Raw genomic sequence first — 15,684 nt, forward strand, 5'->3', positions numbered from 1 at the left:
TTTTATATATGTTATTGTACAAATTAAGACGATATATTTTATTTAATCAAAAAATTGGCGAAATAGGAAGGCTCATCTTGTTTTAGGTGGCAATCTCCAGAGTTTCCCGCTACAATAATAAGGTACATATGTTAAATTGGGGGAATTATAAACGATGCCTATCCTTGTCACCTTGATCGTTCTGTCACTAGGGATTTATGTATTTTACAAAATTAAAATGGTACGCACGAAAATGCCGATGGAGAAAAAGTGGATTTCAGGAAAATCGTCCATTGCCCTCGGTGCCTTTGTAGCCTTATTTGGAGTCAATCAGCTTTTCCTTTTCCAAACGACCGTTACATACATCATTGCTGCCGTATTCATTGTTGTCGGACTATTCAGCGTTTGGGGCGGTTATAAAATGTATAAGTTCTACCTCCCACATGCCATTGAAGAAGCCACAAATCAAAGAGGATAATCGAATTCGATTATCCTCTTTCGCTAGTTAAGAACGATCAAGCAACTGACATGTCAGCATGGCTTTCCCTACAAGCTTGCCTTGGTTAAATACCTCGACATCCACTTTCCCGAACTTACGCCCCACATCCAGGACACGAGGATGAATTTCAAGCGTACTGTCGATCTGAACAGGCTTGATGAAGTAAATCGTCATATTTTCAACGACTAAATCGCCGCGTTTATAGCCTCTGAGTGCACGATTGGCTGAATCCGTAACCAGTGTCGTGAACACCCCACTTGAAATCGTACCTAGATAATTGGTCATTTGCGGTGTAACACCATAGCTATACACTTCTTGTCCCTTGCCTTGGTTTGACGTCATCACCAGCTGGCTCGTGATCGTATCGTCAATCGTTTCACCGACCTGTGGCTGTCTTTGGCTCATCTGTAACGCCTTCAGTACATCCTGCCTGCTCACGATCCCTTTCAGGATGTGACTGTCACTAACGACTGGAATCAACTCGATCCCTTCCCACACCATCATATGGGCAGATGAGGCAACACTCATTTTATCGCCTACGGTCATCGGATTCTTCGTCATCACCTTATCAATGAGCGTCGTTTCTTCTTGGCCCATGACATCTTTTGAGGTGACCATACCCTGAACCTTCATGTTTTCATCAACGACAGGGAAACGGCTATGACCCGACTCCTGATTCAATTCATGCCAATTTTGAACCCGATCACCCACGGTTAAGAAGGTCGTTTCCTGAACGGGCGTCAAAATATCCTCTACCAATAGGATTTCCTTTTTGATCAATTGGTCATAAATGGCCCGATTGATCATGGTCGCAACAGTAAAGGTATCGTAACTCGTTGAAATGACCGGCATCTCCAATTCATCGGCCAATATCTTAACGGATTCTTCGGCATCGAACCCACCGGTAATCAGCACCGCTGCACCCGCTTTTAATGCGTGCTCATGCGCCTGAGTACGATTCCCTACAATCAACAGGTTTCCTGCACCCGTATATCGCATCATCGCTTCAAGCTTCATCGCACCGATAACGAATTTATTTAACGTTTTATGAAGACCCGTTTTTCCACCTAAGACTTGTCCATCAACTATATTGACTACCTCGGCAAACGTTAGCTTCTCAATATTCTCTTTTTTCTTTTTCTCAATACGGATCGTGCCGACCCGCTCAATGGAACTTACATAGCCTTGATTCTCCGCCTCTTTAATCGCACGGTATGCCGTGCCCTCACTTACATTCAGGACTTTGGCAATCTGGCGGACGGAAATCTTTTCACCAACCGGAAGTCCATCGATATGTTTTAATATTTGTTCATGCTTTGTAGCCAAGCGCTTCACCCTTTTCACGGTATTCCTATATCCCATTATAAGGTCAAAGAGCCTAGATTATCAAACAACTACTGATATTCACGCAACCTTTTCTTTTGATGCTGCCGTTTCACTTTCCGTTTTGCAGGTGAATACAGAATGCCTGTCAAATTCCCCGCCACGGCTAACAGCGCGAACAAAAGCCAAGTTCCCCCAAACAAACTCTCTGGGCCCCCGCTTTCCAACGATAGGCGCGGCACTGCATAATACAGCATCACACCGCATAAAAGCAAACAGAGCAATAACCTTTGCTTCATCCAACCCCCTCCTTCATTCCATCCCTTAATTTTATGCAAGAGGATGAATAAAAAGAATGGAGCCTACAGGGGATTTTTAAGCTTGTCGTCGAGACATACTACATCCATGCTTCTTGATTATTCATTTCCTATATAAAAAGGAGCCTCCGAATCAGGCCCCTGTTGTTGTGTCATTATAAATCGATTGCATCTCCGGGTTCCATAACCAGTCCATTTTTTGCTTCTAGTATATCGATGAATTTGTTAGGATCCTGTTTGATGACCGGGAACGTGTTGTAGTGGATCGGCACGACCTGCTTCGCCTGGAGGAATTTTGCGGCAAGCGCTGCATCTTCCGGCCCCATTGTGAAGTTATCGCCGATAGGCAGAAATGCCAAATCAATCGGATGTCTTTCCCCAATCAGTTTCATGTCGGAATAAACGGCCGTGTCACCAGCATGATAGATCGTTTTTCCTTCTACAGTCAACAATACGCCGGCAGGCATCCCTAGATAGATGATCTGACCATCTGCCGTATTGAATCCGGTTCCATGAAATGCAGGGGTCAATTTCACAGTGCCAAAATCAAATTCATAAGCACCACCAATGCTCATGCCATGTGTCCTGACGCCTTGATTTCCTAAATAAACGGCTATTTCAGCAATTCCGATGACAAGGGCATCGTGCTTTTTCGCTAATTCCACCGTGTCACCAATGTGATCATTATGACCATGTGTTAAGATGATTACATCCGGCTTTACGTCCGCCACCTTTAGATCCGTTAGTTCATTTCCAGTGATGAATGGGTCAAAAAGAATCGTCTTGCCATTGGTCTCCACTTTCACGATGGCATGTCCATGAAAAGATACTTTCATTAAATGATGCTCCTTTCCGATACACACTTTTTTGAATTTTTTCAAAAGCTTTACCATTTACTATTTAAATAGTTATTGCTAAGGTAATTATATCCTATCTATGGAGGAATCGTCATGAATAAACATTTGAATGAAATACAAAACTGGTTGCAAACCAATGAGTTGGACGCAGCCATTCTAACTTCTACCGAAAACGTCTTTTATTGCAGTGGATTCTTTAGTGATCCGAATGAAAGACTGCTGGCACTAGCCATTTTTGCGAACGCAGAGCCATTTTTGGTTTGTCCCCAAATGGAAGTGCCTGATGCCAAGAATGCTGGATGGCAAGGCGAGATCATTGGCTACACCGATATCGAAGATCCATGGTTGAAAATCCAGAAAGCGGTTAGTCAACGTGGATTATCCTTGAAGAAAATCGCGATTGAAAAACAACATATGAATGTGGAACGCTATGAAAACATACAGCATCATTTTGATGCGCCGGTACTCGTTTCAGCCGAGGAGAAGCTACAAAAGATGCGAATGATCAAATCCGAAGATGAAATGGTCAAGATTCGTGAAGCCTGCCGACTTGCCGACGTGGCTATCGAAGTCGGAGTCAGCGAAATCCGTGAAGGGAAAACCGAAATGGAAATCCTGGCTGCAATTGAATTCGAAATGAAGAAGGTCGGCGTTAGCCAAATGTCATTCTCTACAATGGTCCTGACTGGAAAGAACGGAGCTTCGCCTCATGGAACGCCAGGGGCATCGAAAGTTCAGCGTGGTGACCTCGTTCTTTTTGATCTAGGTGTCGTATATGAAGGGTATTGCTCAGACATCACCAGGACCGTTGCGTTCGGGGACATCAATGACAAGCAAGCCGAGATCTATGAAACGGTTCGAAACGCGCAGGAAGCTGCCATTGCAGCAAGCAAACCCGGTGTTGCTTGTTCCGAGATCGACCGGACTGCCAGAAGCATCATCCAGAACAAAGGCTACGGCGACTATTTCCCACACCGTCTTGGGCACGGACTTGGCATTAGCGTCCATGAATATCCATCGTTAAAGGAAACGAATTCACTTAAGTTGCAAAAGGGCATGGTTTATACAATCGAACCAGGTATCTATGTTCCCGATGTGGCTGGTGTGAGGATAGAGGATGATCTGTACATAACCGAAACAGGTTGTGAAGTCTTGACGAAATATCCGAAAAGCCTCCAAATATTAAGATAGACTTCACCAAAAATTCGTAAATTTGTTACAATTGAATAAGGAAAATTATAGTATAATGGGAGTGAAGTAGAAGGAGGAGATTCATAATGGGTACGATAGATTATAAAAATATCCTTGTAGCGGTGGACGGTTCTGAAGAAGCAGAATGGGCCTTAAAAAAAGCGATATACCTTGCAAAACTAAGTAACGCGACTCTAGTTCTGGCTCATATCGTCGACACCAGGAATTTCCCGACTATCGAAGCTTACGATATGACTATCCGCGATCGTTCTGAAACCTTTGCCAATGACTTATTGGAAAAGTATAAAACAGAAGCGGTTGCCTCTGGCATCACTAACGTAATTACGGAAGTGGAGTATGGTTCTCCTAAAGTCAAAATACCAAGAGACTTAGCGAAAAAACATACGATTGATTTAATCGTTTGTGGTGCGACTGGACTTAATGCCGTTGAACGTTTCTTGATTGGAAGCGTATCAGAAGGTATTGTTCGCCACTCAAATTGTGATGTCATCATTGTCCGTACTGATAAAAATTAAATTTTTTTTAAAAAAGATCGTACACCAAATCGGTGTACGATCTTTTCATTTGTTATTCACTTATGAGTTTCTCCGCTTTTTCAATCGCAAGCTGCACTTGGGCAAACCCAGTACCACCTGCACTATTACGGCGTTTAACTGCTTCGTATGGATTTAATGCGTCGTAAATATCCTCTTCAAACAACTCGGATGCCTCCTTGAATTGTTCCATGCTAAGGTCAACTAAATAGCAGCCGTTTTGTACACAGAATAAAACAAGTTTGCCGACGACTTCATGGGCTTTACGGAAAGGCATGCCTTTCGAAGCCAGATAATCGGCCAATTCGGTTGCATTGGAAAAGTCATTTTTCGTTGCTTTTTCCATCACGTCTTTTTTCACTTTCATCGTTGAAATCATGCCTGCGAAGATTTTAAGTGAACCAACAATCGTTTTAACCGTATCAAAAACGCCTTCTTTATCTTCTTGCATATCTTTGTTATAAGCAAGTGGCAGTCCTTTTAATACAGTCAGTAACCCTGTTAGATTCCCGTAAACCCGTCCTGTTTTACCGCGGATCAGCTCCGCCATATCAGGGTTTTTCTTTTGTGGCATGATGCTGCTTCCCGTTGAGAAAGCATCATCCAGTTCAACGAATTGGAATTCCTGGCTTGACCAAAGAATGATTTCTTCGCTGAAACGAGATAAATGCATCATCATCGTTGCGCTGTTACTCATGAATTCCAGGGCGAAATCACGGTCACTCACTGCATCCAGACTATTTTCATATATGCCATCAAAGCCAAGTAGCTCTGCACTTAACGCACGGTCAATCGGAAAAGTCGTCCCAGCAAGCGCTCCTGCACCCAATGGAGAAATGTTGATTCTCTTGAAGCTTTCAGTGAAACGTTGTTTATCGCGTTCCAGCATCCAGAAATAAGCCATTAAATGGTGAGCGAATGAAATCGGCTGGGCACGCTGTAAATGCGTATACCCTGGAATGAGTGTTTCCACATTCTTTTTAGCCTGTTCCAAAATTGCTCCTTGGAGTCCATTAATGAGTTCCAGAATCACTTTCGTTTGGTTGCGCATGTAAAGATGAAGGTCTGTTGCCACTTGGTCGTTACGGCTTCTGCCAGTATGCAATTTGCCTCCGACCGGGCCGATCGCTTCAATGAGCATGCTTTCAAGGTTAAGATGGATATCTTCCATCTCCACCTTGAAAGTCAATTCACCTTTTTCCGCTTTTTCCTGTAAACCCTTCAGTCCCACAATGATCTGATCAGCGTCCTCTTCAGGCAGGATCTGGCATGTCTTCAGCATGGTGACATGTGCCAAGCTGCCTTGAATATCTTCAAGGACAAGTTCCTGATCAAAGGATATGGAAGCCCCGAACTCATCTACCCATTCTTCGGCAGATTTCGTGAATCTTCCTCCCCAAAGCTTGCTGCTCACACTGTCACCTTCTTGTTGTTGACCATGCTGTTCACTTTCGTTGGAAGTCCCCATAATTTAATGAAACCAACTGCTGCCTCATGATCGAATTCGTCCGCTTTTGTATAGGTTGCTAGTTTTTCATTGTATAGTGAGTACTCTGATTTTCTTCCTTCGACAATGGCATGGCCTTTGAACAGTTTCACACGGACAGTACCCGTAACGTTCACTTGTGTCTCTTTCAAGAATGCAGCCAACGCTTTTTGAAGTGGTGAGAACCAAAGTCCTTCATAAATCAATTCCGTCATTTTCTTCTCAATCACTGGTTTGAAATGGGCAAGTTCTTTTACCAAAGTAATATCTTCAAGCTCTTTATGTGCAGCGATCAATGTCATGGCACCTGGAGCTTCGTATACTTCACGAGATTTGATACCTACTAATCTATTTTCCACGTGGTCGATACGTCCGACACCGTGTTTACCGGCAATTTGATTCAATTCAACAATCAAATCAGCCAATTTGTAGTTCTTGTCGTTCAGTGTAACCGGTACACCTTGTTCGAATCCGATTTCAATGATATCGGCAGTATCCGGTGTGTTTTCAAGGCTTGTTGTCAGATCATATGCCTCTTCCGGAGGAGCAGCCCATGGATCTTCAAGGATTCCACATTCGTTACTTCTTCCCCATAGGTTTTGGTCGATTGAGTAAGGGCTGGCTAAACCGATTGGAACAGGAATTCCATTCTTGGCAGCATATTCGATTTCCTCTTCACGAGACCATCTCCAGTCACGTACAGGTGCAAGAACTTGTAAATTAGGGTTTAAAGCCGAAATGGATACTTCGAAACGCACTTGGTCATTTCCTTTTCCCGTACAACCGTGCGCAACGGCTACTGCATTTTCTTCTTCAGCCACTTCCACTAGCTTCTTCGCGATAAGTGGACGCGATAGAGCTGATACTAAAGGATATTTTCCTTCATATAGTGTATGGGCTTGAAGAGCCGTCAATGCGAATTCATCGGCGAATTCGTCTTTTGCATCAATTACATAAGAACTAACCGCTCCGACAGTGATTGCTTTTTCTTTAATAAAGTCTAAATCTTTTCCTTCACCGACATCCAAACAGCATGCCACTACGTCGTATCCTTGATCTTGTAACCATTTAATTGCAACAGAGGTATCTAATCCTCCAGAATAAGCTAAAACTACTTTTTGATTTCCCATGTTTTATCGTCCCTTTCGTGTGAATAAAAATTCATTCGTTGTTATTTTTATTCAATCTATGTTTAGTACTTTATCATTTTTATACAAGGAATACAAGGGGTATTTTACTGATTTCAGTAAAATTTTTTCGATATTCCAAATAATTTACACAATGGATACATCGGTTAAAATATAGTAATCTAAGAGTATGAAAACTGTGATTACAGGAGGCATTATGAAAGAACTTTTTACGTATGATGAACGGCTTGGAATCTCCATCCCCGACCTCCCCATGGAATGGGATGAATACTCTAAAGGAAAGCAGCACCGCATACTCGCACACTGGGAAACTATCCGGGGTCATATCCCGGACCGTATACAGGAGCTGGAAGCCATTATCAATCGGAAACAGACACAGCTCTCTGATGAAAGTAATTTTGTCTTGTCATGCCAACTCAACACGGAAATCTCCGAACTGGCTTCCGTGATAAATGATCTTTGGCTTTGGTATCGGACCGATCAGGGGATAAGTGAAAAGATGCATAATTAAGCCCATTTCCATGCAAAAAAAGCCCCAGTTTTTAAAACCGGGGCTTTTTTTGTCCGTTTCCTTATGTATCCTTCCGAATTTCCCCGACAACATGGCCCAATTCCGGAAGTATTAGTTTATTCATCGCAAGGCGAACCGCCCCAGATGAACCAGGAGTCGAAAAGATCGCTTTATTAAATGCCACTCCAGCAATCGCCCTTGATAGGATGGCTGCCGATCCGATATCTTCTTGATAGCTCAACATACGGAAAAGCTCACCAAAACCGGGTATCTCTTTAGTCATCAATTCTTTTACCGCTTCAATCGTGACATCCCTGTTTGCGATGCCTGTACCGCCATTGGTTAGGATGGCATCGACTTGATTGCTTTTTCCGCCGGCCGTAATCGCCTCTTGGATTGCACCCCGTTCGTCCTTCACGATTTCATATTCTGTCACTACATGGCCCTGTGATTTTAGGAGGTCCATCATCAAGGATCCGCTTTTATCCGTTTCTTCGTTTCGCGTATCACTGACCGTGATCACCTTGCATCGAATCGGCTCCGTAGTGGCCTTTTTATGTTCCTTGACACTCATTCTTCATCGGCCTTCTTTCCCTGTAAATAACGATACTGATAGAATTTCTGGGCGAATTCACTGACATCTTTCGTCATTTGGTAATTAGCCCCGGCGCCAATGGCCATACTGATAAGCGGAACGCCGCCCAATAGTTTTTTCCTGAAAACCGTGATGGATACAGCTTTTAATAATTGCTTTAATGGCTGTTCCATCCACTTTGGATTCGTCAGCTCCTCTATTCCCATATACCAATATTCATCTTCCGCAGTCTGAATTTCCCGGACCAATTCTTCCCAAGCCACTCCTTGGAGCCGCTTAGGCATCGCCCCTGCATTGAATACCTTTAAGGCCATCATCATTTCAAAGGGTGTATTCCCTTCAAAACCATAAGACATCGCTATCAGCTGTACGGTTCGAACATTAATGACTGTCATGGCCGGGATATCACTTCCCAGTAGGAGCAACCCTCCACGACCGCTTATTCCTCCCTGCACAAAAGAATATAAACGATGCTTCGCAATATGCTGGTTCGCTATGTAGTTCAACTGGTCGATTGTTAAAAGGTGTATATCCTTAATCTCCTCAATCTCATCATTGAATACACGTGCCGAGGCCAAAATGCGGTCTCTTGCGTCTATTTGAATGGATGAGCTCTGTACCATCGCATGCAAGTGAAATAACCAAGTATCAAGCTTTTCAAAAAATTGTTGTTGAACATCTTCAGGCAACCGTGAAAAACTTTGCTCTAGCCATTTATCATATAATGATGCCAGGTCTGTCGGATTATATTGGTTCAGTTTATCTTGCCATTCACTAATTTCATTCCAAGTTTTCATGTCCCGATTTGTGAATTCCATGCAACAAGCCTCCTTTATAAAGAATTGGTGGATTCTCCCTTTAAGTATACCATACGGCACAGCTTTTCAAGAATATGAAGCAGCTTTACAACCTATCAACATCTAAACAGAACTCCGGGCAAATCCGCACGTAAAAAAGCCTCCATTCCCTTGATGGGCATGGAGGCTTTTTTCTTCTAGGAAAGCATATCTTCTAAACTTTCATTCATTGTGATATTCATCGTATCTCTGACAATCATGACTTCTTCATTCGTAGGAATGACCATGATTTTCACCGGGGAAAATGGGGAATTGATGAAGGCTTCCTCACCAGAGGCACGATTCAGGTCTTCATCCCAATAAACTCCCATGAATTCAAGTCCATCCAAGATCCTCCCCCGGATGTCCTGGCTATTTTCACCAATGCCGGCCGTAAAGATGATTCCATCCACGCCGCCCATTTTTGCTGTATAAGAACCTATGTATTTATGAATGCGGCCAGCAAATACCTCTAGCGCAAGCTCAGCCCGCTCATTTCCTTTATCGGCTTCCAATTGGATATCGCGTAAGTCGCTGGAGAAGCCAGACAGTGCAAGGATCCCACTTTTCTTATTCAAGACATCCAGTACTTCATCTGCCGTTGTCCCCGTTTTCTCCATGATGTAAGGAATCAAAGCTGGATCGATATTCCCTGAACGTGTACCCATCGTCACGCCGGCCAATGGAGTGAATCCCATCGACGTGTCAATCGACTTTCCTCCCTCGATGGCCGTGATGCTAGCGCCATTTCCCAAATGACAGGATATCAACCGTAACTGTTCTATCGGTCTTCCTATCATTTCCGCTGCACGTTGGGAAACATATTTATGTGATGTACCATGGAATCCATATTTCCTGATACCGTATTTCTCATAGTACTCAAATGGCAAGCTATACATATACGAACTGGGTTCCATGGTTTGATGGAAGGCCGTATCAAAGACAGCAACCGCCGGCACTTCACCCAATATTTGCTTAAACGCCTTGATGCCCGTTATATTGGCAGGATTATGAAGGGGAGCTAAATCCGAAAGCTTCTCGATTTCTTCTATAACTTCCTCTGTGATTAAGACGGAGTCGCTAAACACTTCACCACCATGCACAACTCGATGGCCCATGCCATCTATTTCTTCGAAAGAGTGTATGATTTGGTGGTGAATCAGTTTTTCTAGTAAAAGCCCGACAGCCACTTCATGATTTGGGATGTGTAACGTTTCAGAAATCTTCTCGCCTTCAACACTCAAGGTGAATGTGGAGTTTTTCAAACCGATCCTTTCCACAAGACCTTTCGTAATAACATGTTCACTAGGCATCTCAAAAAGCTGAAACTTCAAAGAAGAGCTGCCTGCGTTTATAGCCATAATTTTAGACATCCATCCTGCTCCTTTACTCTAAGCTAGTCTACAAACGTGCAGTATATAATGTATATATCTTATCATGGCAAATGGATTCCACCAATAAAAAATTTAATAATTTAAAAAACTCTTTATCTTCTAAAAACAAAAGCCGATGCCTTTTGGCATCAGCTTTTGTTTTTATTTTTCTTCCTTAAACCAATCGTCCATCTGGTTCATGACCGACCTAGTCGCATCGAAGTCAGATAGCTTCGGAAGTTGTACCAACAAGGCTTTCTTAGGAGCCTCGACGCCATCCTTTTTCTTTTGAAGGATTAAAATGCTCTTGGCAGCCGCTTCGTTTTTAAACATGGTAAGCGGAAGCTGCACCATTCCTTGAATGTGAGTATTTTTTTTCAAATAGTCATTGAGTTTAGGTGCTTCTTCCGAGACAAATAAATTATTCGGGACAATGAAGAATAGATATCCTCCATCTTTCACATGTTTGACACTTTGCTCTATGAATAGATGATGTGCATAGGAATGCCCGTTTTCTGCCTTCAGTTCGTATTCCGCTGCACGGACATCATTCGGGTAATACCCAATCGGCAAGTCACTGACTACCACATCCGCTGGGTCAATGAAAAGCGGCTCTAGGCTGTCCTGATTGAAAAATGATAAGGGATGCTCTTGAAGATTAGCCCCGGCATATGCAAGCCTGATCAAGGTTTCGTCGATTTCCACACCAAATGACGCCATGTTTTTATCGGTCAACTGGTTCATGATCGCAAAGAGTAGGTTTCCTGTCCCAACAGCTGGATCGAGCATGACGATCTCTTTTTGATCCTTCGTGAATTTGCCGACTAAGTAACTGACAAAAATCCCGACGGCATCCGGTGTCATGTGATGGTTAGGTTGTACGCTTTGTTGCATGCCTTTAAGGATGGCCAGCTGGTATGCTTTACGGATGGCTTCCTTTTCATACTTTTCCAATGAAAATTCAGCATAATGCTTCATCAAACTTTTCTTTGATTCTTCACTGATTTCTTCCTGCATCACTTTCCCTTGGAAAAAATTCTCTCCGGTCTCGCCCAAAGCATCGAGATACGTGCACGACAGTTCATCTTGCAATATTTTGGTTGTTTCATCAAATTCATAAAATAGTTCTTCAACTGGGGTAGACTTCACTTATTTATTCCTCCTGTTTGCTTCTGTCCTTATTTTAAAGGTAAGGAGTAAGACTTACAAGTCGTAAGCCCCGTTTATCATTCATCAGTTATTTGACAGAATGTTTCCTTATTGGAGCCATTCGGTACATGCTATCCTATCATTGGGTTGAAGCAATGTCCGTCAGTGAACTCACAGGTAGGCGTTTCTTTGGGGAATGAGGAAAAGGTCTGGTTTTGAGGGTTTCTATCTTTATTCATCATAAGGCAATCTTCCTGTTTTTAGGATGTTCGACCCAATAGAAAAACCAGGCACATCAGCGCCTGGTTCAGTGAGCTCAGTCCTTACTTTGCTGCTTTAGCTGCCTCAATGGCACCTTCATAGTCTGGATGAGTCGTACCTTCACTTACATATTCAACATAAGTGATTTCATCGTTACTGTTCACGACGAATACGGAACGTGCCAGTAAACGAAGTTCCTTCATCACAACACCGTAAGCTTCCCCAAAAGAAAGGTCGCGGTGATCGGAAAGGACTTGGACATTGTCGAGTCCGCTTGCAGCACACCAGCGTTTTTGTGCGAATGGAAGGTCATTGCTGATCGTCAATACTTTCACATTATCCAATTTGGCAGCCTCTTCATTGAATTTGCGTGTCTGTGCATCACAAACGCCTGTATCAACGGACGGAACGACACTGATAATGCGGACTGTGCCTTTTGAGTCGTTTAATGTAACCGGTGTTAAATCATTAGCCAATACTGTAAAATCAGGTGCTTTATCCCCAACTTTAAGTTCTGGTCCCACTAAAGTGACCGGGTTGTTTTTAAAAGTAACTGAAGCCATTAAAAATTCCTCCTTTATATGCTTTATGTACAAGCTTTATGATATTTGTTTTATCGTAATTTTGCAATTAATTGGATTTTAGAATTTTACATCAAAAAGAAAAACTCGGCGGACGCCGAGTCGCATTAGAAATCCAAATCCTGTTTAGGTTGTTGATTGTTCATGTTCATTGAATTCCTTTGACCGCTATCTTGCCTTGATTGATTAGTATCTTTTTTAGCTAGCATCGATTGGATCTTATCAACGACCTGCGGTGCTAAATCCATCATTTTTTCTAAAAGATGCGTACCTTCATCTAAATGAATCATCTTCACGCCATGTGTACCAACAATAAGGAAAGCTATAGGCGTAATGGATACTCCACCACCACTACCCCCACCAAATGGTTGCTTTGAATCGCCCTGTTGACCTTGATGGTTACCATCGATCACAAATTCACTGCCTCCAGCGGCAAATCCGAAGCCCACTTTGGAAACCGTTAAAATGACACTTCCATCGGGGGTTTCCACCGGGTCTCCGATGATCGTGTTAACATCGACCATCTCTTTCAAGTTCTCCATGGCTTCTTTCATTAAACCTTGTATTGGGTGATCAGACATCTAAATTCCTCCACTCTACATCGATTGATTATTGGAATCTCCAGTTAGCTTCGCTAATTTCTTAGACTTGAATTTCACTTTACCGCCTTTCCAGTAGCGAAGCAGTTTTATCCCAGTCAGTATAGCTTGCCCGACTCTGAATTCTAATATGCAAGCAATGGACGTATTGGCCTGTTTTCGATAAAAATCCGGTGTAATCGTATAGGAAGGCATGACCCGAAAATTCAGATAGGTGGTCAATAAACCAATGATCGATCCTTTAAGGGCCCAACAGTTACCTGTTAATATCCCTGTTTGGGCAGCATGTTTCGTCCCTATAACACTATGCCATGCAAACTCTTTCACTTGGACTTTCCCGAGGAAGTGCCGAATGATCCGATGTAAATCAACTATATGGTGGATCAAGGCCCGCATATCGCTTAAACCATCCATGAACTCTTCCGGAGTAAGCTTGGCCGTCGACTTCTTTTCCGTATCATTCATCGTGTCCGTTTCTTTCTCCACGATGAGAGCCGTCGATTCATCGTCTTTCTTTATGACTGGCACCTTCAATGTGTAATGCAATAAGCCATGCCAGGCCGTCATTTTCATATGGATAAGATCATCTTTTTGAATACGCTTATAGGTAAAATGCACCCTGACTTTAGTGAAAATGAGAAGAAGCAACACCGCTATGAGGATAGCCAATATCATTACAATCCATTTCACACATCCACACCCTTTCAGCCATTCATTATCGGCCTCGTCAAAAAAAAATAAACCTATTGGACCTAAAATGGCAGTCCTACAGGTTTATTTATTAAAAAGGGCATCATCTTCTAATTAAAACGACGCTCGTGTCCGCAAAGATATCATGCAAAGCCTGTTTCTTGGGTAATAGGCCTGCCAAAAGGTAGCCGACCCAGGTAACTTTGGAAATATAACGTCCAAACAATTCCCTGAATAATACCGTACCCCAGGTAATCGTCTCTTCCTTCAAGGCCACTACCTTCAAACCAAAAATCATCTTGCCTAATGTCTGGTTGAAGAATTTGGTCATCAGGATGAAATAAAGGAAAAAGACAATGGCCGTCAATAAGGCCTCAGCAGAAAACCAAAGGTTATCTGACTCATTATAAAACTTAAAGATGGGGTGAATCAAGATGCGATTCAAACTGCCAATCACAAACAAGTCCGCTAAATAGGCCCAAAATCTCATCCAAAAACCGGCAAAATTCACGACTTTCACATCGCCATCATCCTCTAGAGGTTGGACTGGCAAAAGCTCTGGCTGTATGGGTCCCTGCTCCGATGCTAGATTGGATGGTACGATTCTTTCATTGCTATCATTTTGTTCCGTCATTCTTCAGCCCCCCTATTCCGCATACAAATACATCAAGCGTGGGGAATTTGAAGAGGAAAGGATTTTTGTCAACACGGCCGTTTCCACATCATTTCCCAATATTTTTTGCGCTCCCATACTGAACAATGAACCGAATCCGGCTTCACCTGTATAACGAATGACTTGCGCATTTTTTTGATCGATATCGTTTTTCATGGCAGCAATCACATCATCCAAATGGCCGAAGTCATCAATTAAATGAACTTCTTTCGCCTGACGTCCATCATAGATCCGCCCATCCGCAATCTTCCTTACTTCTTTTTCGGACATGCCACGTCCATCGGCAATGATCTTGACGAATTGATCATACGAATTATCGATCATATTTTGGAGGATTTTCCGTTCATCATCGGTCATTTCCCTCGTCGGACTCATAATGTCTTTGTATGTACCGCTTTTGATCGTTTCAAATTCGACACCATATTTCTCGGCTAATTTCTCGTAATTGTACCCCTGCATGATGACACCAAGTGAACCTGTCATGGTTTCGGGGCTGGCAAAGATTTTATCGGCTGGTGCAGAAATATAATACCCACCGGATGCCGCCATGGAACCCATGGACACATATACGGGCTTTTTCACCTTTTTAATATCAAGGATTTTGTCGTAGATTTCAGCGCTTTCCACAACCCCGCCGCCTGGTGAATTCACTCGAAGGATAATTCCTTTGATATTGTCATTCTCTTCCGCCATTTGCAGCTTGTCCATGAAATCCCGGTGATTGTAGGTTTCCGAACTTAACAGGGAAGCTTCCCCTGTATCCTGAATCGTTCCTTCTACATCCAATACCGCGATGACATTGGTTGGATCTTCGCCTTCTATGACTTCTTCGTAAAATCCGCTATCGGACGCAAAAAAATCTTCGAAAACACTTTCTGTATCGGTTGCAAATAAAGTGGTGGCTAGACCTACGCCAATAGAAACAAAAAATAAAACGGCTGCGATACCCAGAGCAGCCCAACGCTTCCCATTCATATGTGTTCCCCCTTAAATTTCTATCACTCTTATCTTACGAACTGTAAACAAAAAAGTTTCAATCCATGATAAAATGAGACCATCTTA

At 42.9% G+C, this 15,684-nt stretch carries 18 protein-coding genes; 4 read left to right on the plus strand and 14 right to left on the minus strand.

Going from position 1 to position 15,684, the window contains the following annotated elements:
* Window positions 1-154: 154 nt before the first annotated feature.
* Window positions 155-457, plus strand: coding sequence for a YtpI family protein (locus ACQKIC_RS07965; protein ID WP_402874347.1), 303 nt, complete (start codon window positions 155-157; stop codon window positions 455-457).
* 27 nt (window positions 458-484) lie between these two features.
* Here the strand turns inward: ACQKIC_RS07965 and ACQKIC_RS07970 are convergent, their stop codons facing one another.
* The 3 genes from ACQKIC_RS07970 to ACQKIC_RS07980 all read right to left on the minus strand — a co-directional run bounded on the left by ACQKIC_RS07970 (window position 485) and on the right by ACQKIC_RS07980 (window position 2,954).
* Window positions 485-1,804 carry a DRTGG domain-containing protein gene (locus ACQKIC_RS07970; RefSeq protein WP_402874345.1) on the minus strand — a complete coding sequence of 440 codons (1,320 nt, stop codon included), beginning with the start codon at window positions 1,802-1,804 and terminating at the stop codon, window positions 485-487.
* Between the two features lie 68 nt (window positions 1,805-1,872).
* Window positions 1,873-2,100, minus strand: coding sequence for a hypothetical protein (locus ACQKIC_RS07975; RefSeq protein WP_402874343.1), 228 nt, complete (start codon window positions 2,098-2,100; stop codon window positions 1,873-1,875).
* Between the two features lie 173 nt (window positions 2,101-2,273).
* Window positions 2,274-2,954: a metal-dependent hydrolase gene (locus ACQKIC_RS07980; protein ID WP_402874340.1), complete on the minus strand. Its 681-nt coding sequence runs from the start codon at window positions 2,952-2,954 to the stop codon at window positions 2,274-2,276.
* A 114-nt stretch (window positions 2,955-3,068) separates the two neighbouring features.
* On the opposite strand from ACQKIC_RS07980, the gene ACQKIC_RS07985 reads away from it, so the two are divergent.
* Window positions 3,069-4,166 carry a M24 family metallopeptidase gene (locus tag ACQKIC_RS07985; RefSeq protein WP_427590633.1) on the plus strand — a complete coding sequence of 366 codons (1,098 nt, stop codon included), beginning with the start codon at window positions 3,069-3,071 and terminating at the stop codon, window positions 4,164-4,166.
* Between the two features lie 86 nt (window positions 4,167-4,252).
* The gene (locus ACQKIC_RS07990; RefSeq protein WP_402874335.1) at window positions 4,253-4,702 is read left to right on the plus strand and encodes a universal stress protein; all 450 of its coding nucleotides are present in this window, start codon (window positions 4,253-4,255) and stop codon (window positions 4,700-4,702) included.
* Between the two features lie 52 nt (window positions 4,703-4,754).
* Here ACQKIC_RS07990 and argH read toward each other — a convergent pair whose 3' ends face one another.
* Together argH and ACQKIC_RS08000 are read right to left on the minus strand one after the other, a co-directional pair.
* Window positions 4,755-6,188 (minus strand): argininosuccinate lyase, encoded by a 1,434-nt coding sequence (gene argH, locus ACQKIC_RS07995; RefSeq protein ID WP_407408176.1) that lies wholly within the window; start codon window positions 6,186-6,188, stop codon window positions 4,755-4,757.
* Window positions 6,131-7,336, minus strand: coding sequence for an argininosuccinate synthase (locus tag ACQKIC_RS08000; protein WP_402874329.1), 1,206 nt, complete (start codon window positions 7,334-7,336; stop codon window positions 6,131-6,133). The genes argH and ACQKIC_RS08000 overlap by 58 nt, the downstream gene beginning before the upstream one ends.
* A gap of 214 nt (window positions 7,337-7,550) precedes the next feature.
* Here ACQKIC_RS08000 and ACQKIC_RS08005 point away from each other — a divergent pair, with 214 nt between their 5' ends.
* Window positions 7,551-7,865: a hypothetical protein gene (locus tag ACQKIC_RS08005; RefSeq protein WP_402874326.1), complete on the plus strand. Its 315-nt coding sequence runs from the start codon at window positions 7,551-7,553 to the stop codon at window positions 7,863-7,865.
* Between the two features lie 61 nt (window positions 7,866-7,926).
* Here the strand turns inward: ACQKIC_RS08005 and ACQKIC_RS08010 are convergent, their stop codons facing one another.
* The 9 genes from ACQKIC_RS08010 to sppA all read right to left on the minus strand — a co-directional run bounded on the left by ACQKIC_RS08010 (window position 7,927) and on the right by sppA (window position 15,597).
* Window positions 7,927-8,439, minus strand: a complete 513-nt coding sequence (locus tag ACQKIC_RS08010) for a MogA/MoaB family molybdenum cofactor biosynthesis protein (protein WP_402874324.1) — start codon at window positions 8,437-8,439, stop codon at window positions 7,927-7,929.
* Window positions 8,436-9,278 (minus strand): EcsC family protein, encoded by an 843-nt coding sequence (locus tag ACQKIC_RS08015; protein ID WP_407408171.1) that lies wholly within the window; start codon window positions 9,276-9,278, stop codon window positions 8,436-8,438. The genes ACQKIC_RS08010 and ACQKIC_RS08015 overlap by 4 nt, the downstream gene beginning before the upstream one ends.
* A gap of 176 nt (window positions 9,279-9,454) precedes the next feature.
* Entirely contained in the window at window positions 9,455-10,669 is a 1,215-nt protein-coding gene (locus tag ACQKIC_RS08020; protein WP_427590634.1) for an acetate kinase, read from the minus strand.
* A 162-nt stretch (window positions 10,670-10,831) separates the two neighbouring features.
* Window positions 10,832-11,818 carry a class I SAM-dependent methyltransferase gene (locus ACQKIC_RS08025; RefSeq protein ID WP_402874318.1) on the minus strand — a complete coding sequence of 329 codons (987 nt, stop codon included), beginning with the start codon at window positions 11,816-11,818 and terminating at the stop codon, window positions 10,832-10,834.
* A 323-nt stretch (window positions 11,819-12,141) separates the two neighbouring features.
* On the minus strand, window positions 12,142-12,642 hold the full coding sequence (tpx, locus tag ACQKIC_RS08030; RefSeq protein WP_402874315.1) for a thiol peroxidase: 501 nt from the start codon (window positions 12,640-12,642) through the stop codon (window positions 12,142-12,144).
* A gap of 125 nt (window positions 12,643-12,767) precedes the next feature.
* Window positions 12,768-13,241, minus strand: coding sequence for a GerW family sporulation protein (gene ytfJ / locus ACQKIC_RS08035; RefSeq protein ID WP_427590635.1), 474 nt, complete (start codon window positions 13,239-13,241; stop codon window positions 12,768-12,770).
* A 15-nt stretch (window positions 13,242-13,256) separates the two neighbouring features.
* A complete protein-coding gene (locus ACQKIC_RS08040) occupies window positions 13,257-13,949 on the minus strand; it encodes a DUF2953 domain-containing protein (protein ID WP_402874309.1) in 693 nt (230 codons plus the stop codon).
* Window positions 13,950-14,052: 103 nt separating this feature from the next.
* On the minus strand, window positions 14,053-14,583 hold the full coding sequence (locus ACQKIC_RS08045) for an RDD family protein (RefSeq protein ID WP_427590636.1): 531 nt from the start codon (window positions 14,581-14,583) through the stop codon (window positions 14,053-14,055).
* 12 nt (window positions 14,584-14,595) lie between these two features.
* A complete protein-coding gene (gene sppA / locus ACQKIC_RS08050; protein WP_427590637.1) occupies window positions 14,596-15,597 on the minus strand; it encodes a signal peptide peptidase SppA in 1,002 nt (333 codons plus the stop codon).
* Window positions 15,598-15,684 lie beyond the last annotated feature (87 nt).

Origin of the sequence: Peribacillus sp. NPDC046944 (assembly GCF_050272735.1) — a bacterium.
GTDB lineage: Bacteria > Bacillota > Bacilli > Bacillales > DSM-1321 > Peribacillus.

Bases quoted from the DNA above. Each gene is read 5' to 3' on its own strand.
- ACQKIC_RS07965 (WP_402874347.1), top strand. From the start codon at position 155: ATGCCTATCCTTGTCACCTTGATCGTTCTGTCACTAGGGATTTATGTA.
- ACQKIC_RS07975 (WP_402874343.1), bottom strand. From the start codon at position 2,100: ATGAAGCAAAGGTTATTGCTCTGTTTGCTTTTATGCGGTGTGATGCTG.
- ACQKIC_RS07980 (WP_402874340.1), bottom strand. From the start codon at position 2,954: ATGAAAGTATCTTTTCATGGACATGCCATCGTGAAAGTGGAGACCAAT.
- ACQKIC_RS07985 (WP_427590633.1), top strand. From the start codon at position 3,069: ATGAATAAACATTTGAATGAAATACAAAACTGGTTGCAAACCAATGAG.
- ACQKIC_RS07990 (WP_402874335.1), top strand. From the start codon at position 4,253: ATGGGTACGATAGATTATAAAAATATCCTTGTAGCGGTGGACGGTTCT.
- argH (WP_407408176.1), bottom strand. From the start codon at position 6,188: ATGGGGACTTCCAACGAAAGTGAACAGCATGGTCAACAACAAGAAGGT.
- ACQKIC_RS08000 (WP_402874329.1), bottom strand. From the start codon at position 7,336: ATGGGAAATCAAAAAGTAGTTTTAGCTTATTCTGGAGGATTAGATACC.
- ACQKIC_RS08005 (WP_402874326.1), top strand. From the start codon at position 7,551: ATGAAAGAACTTTTTACGTATGATGAACGGCTTGGAATCTCCATCCCC.
- ACQKIC_RS08010 (WP_402874324.1), bottom strand. From the start codon at position 8,439: ATGAGTGTCAAGGAACATAAAAAGGCCACTACGGAGCCGATTCGATGC.
- ACQKIC_RS08015 (WP_407408171.1), bottom strand. From the start codon at position 9,278: ATGGAATTCACAAATCGGGACATGAAAACTTGGAATGAAATTAGTGAA.
- ACQKIC_RS08020 (WP_427590634.1), bottom strand. From the start codon at position 10,669: ATGTCTAAAATTATGGCTATAAACGCAGGCAGCTCTTCTTTGAAGTTT.
- tpx (WP_402874315.1), bottom strand. From the start codon at position 12,642: ATGGCTTCAGTTACTTTTAAAAACAACCCGGTCACTTTAGTGGGACCA.
- ytfJ (WP_427590635.1), bottom strand. From the start codon at position 13,241: ATGTCTGATCACCCAATACAAGGTTTAATGAAAGAAGCCATGGAGAAC.
- ACQKIC_RS08045 (WP_427590636.1), bottom strand. From the start codon at position 14,583: ATGACGGAACAAAATGATAGCAATGAAAGAATCGTACCATCCAATCTA.
- sppA (WP_427590637.1), bottom strand. From the start codon at position 15,597: ATGAATGGGAAGCGTTGGGCTGCTCTGGGTATCGCAGCCGTTTTATTT.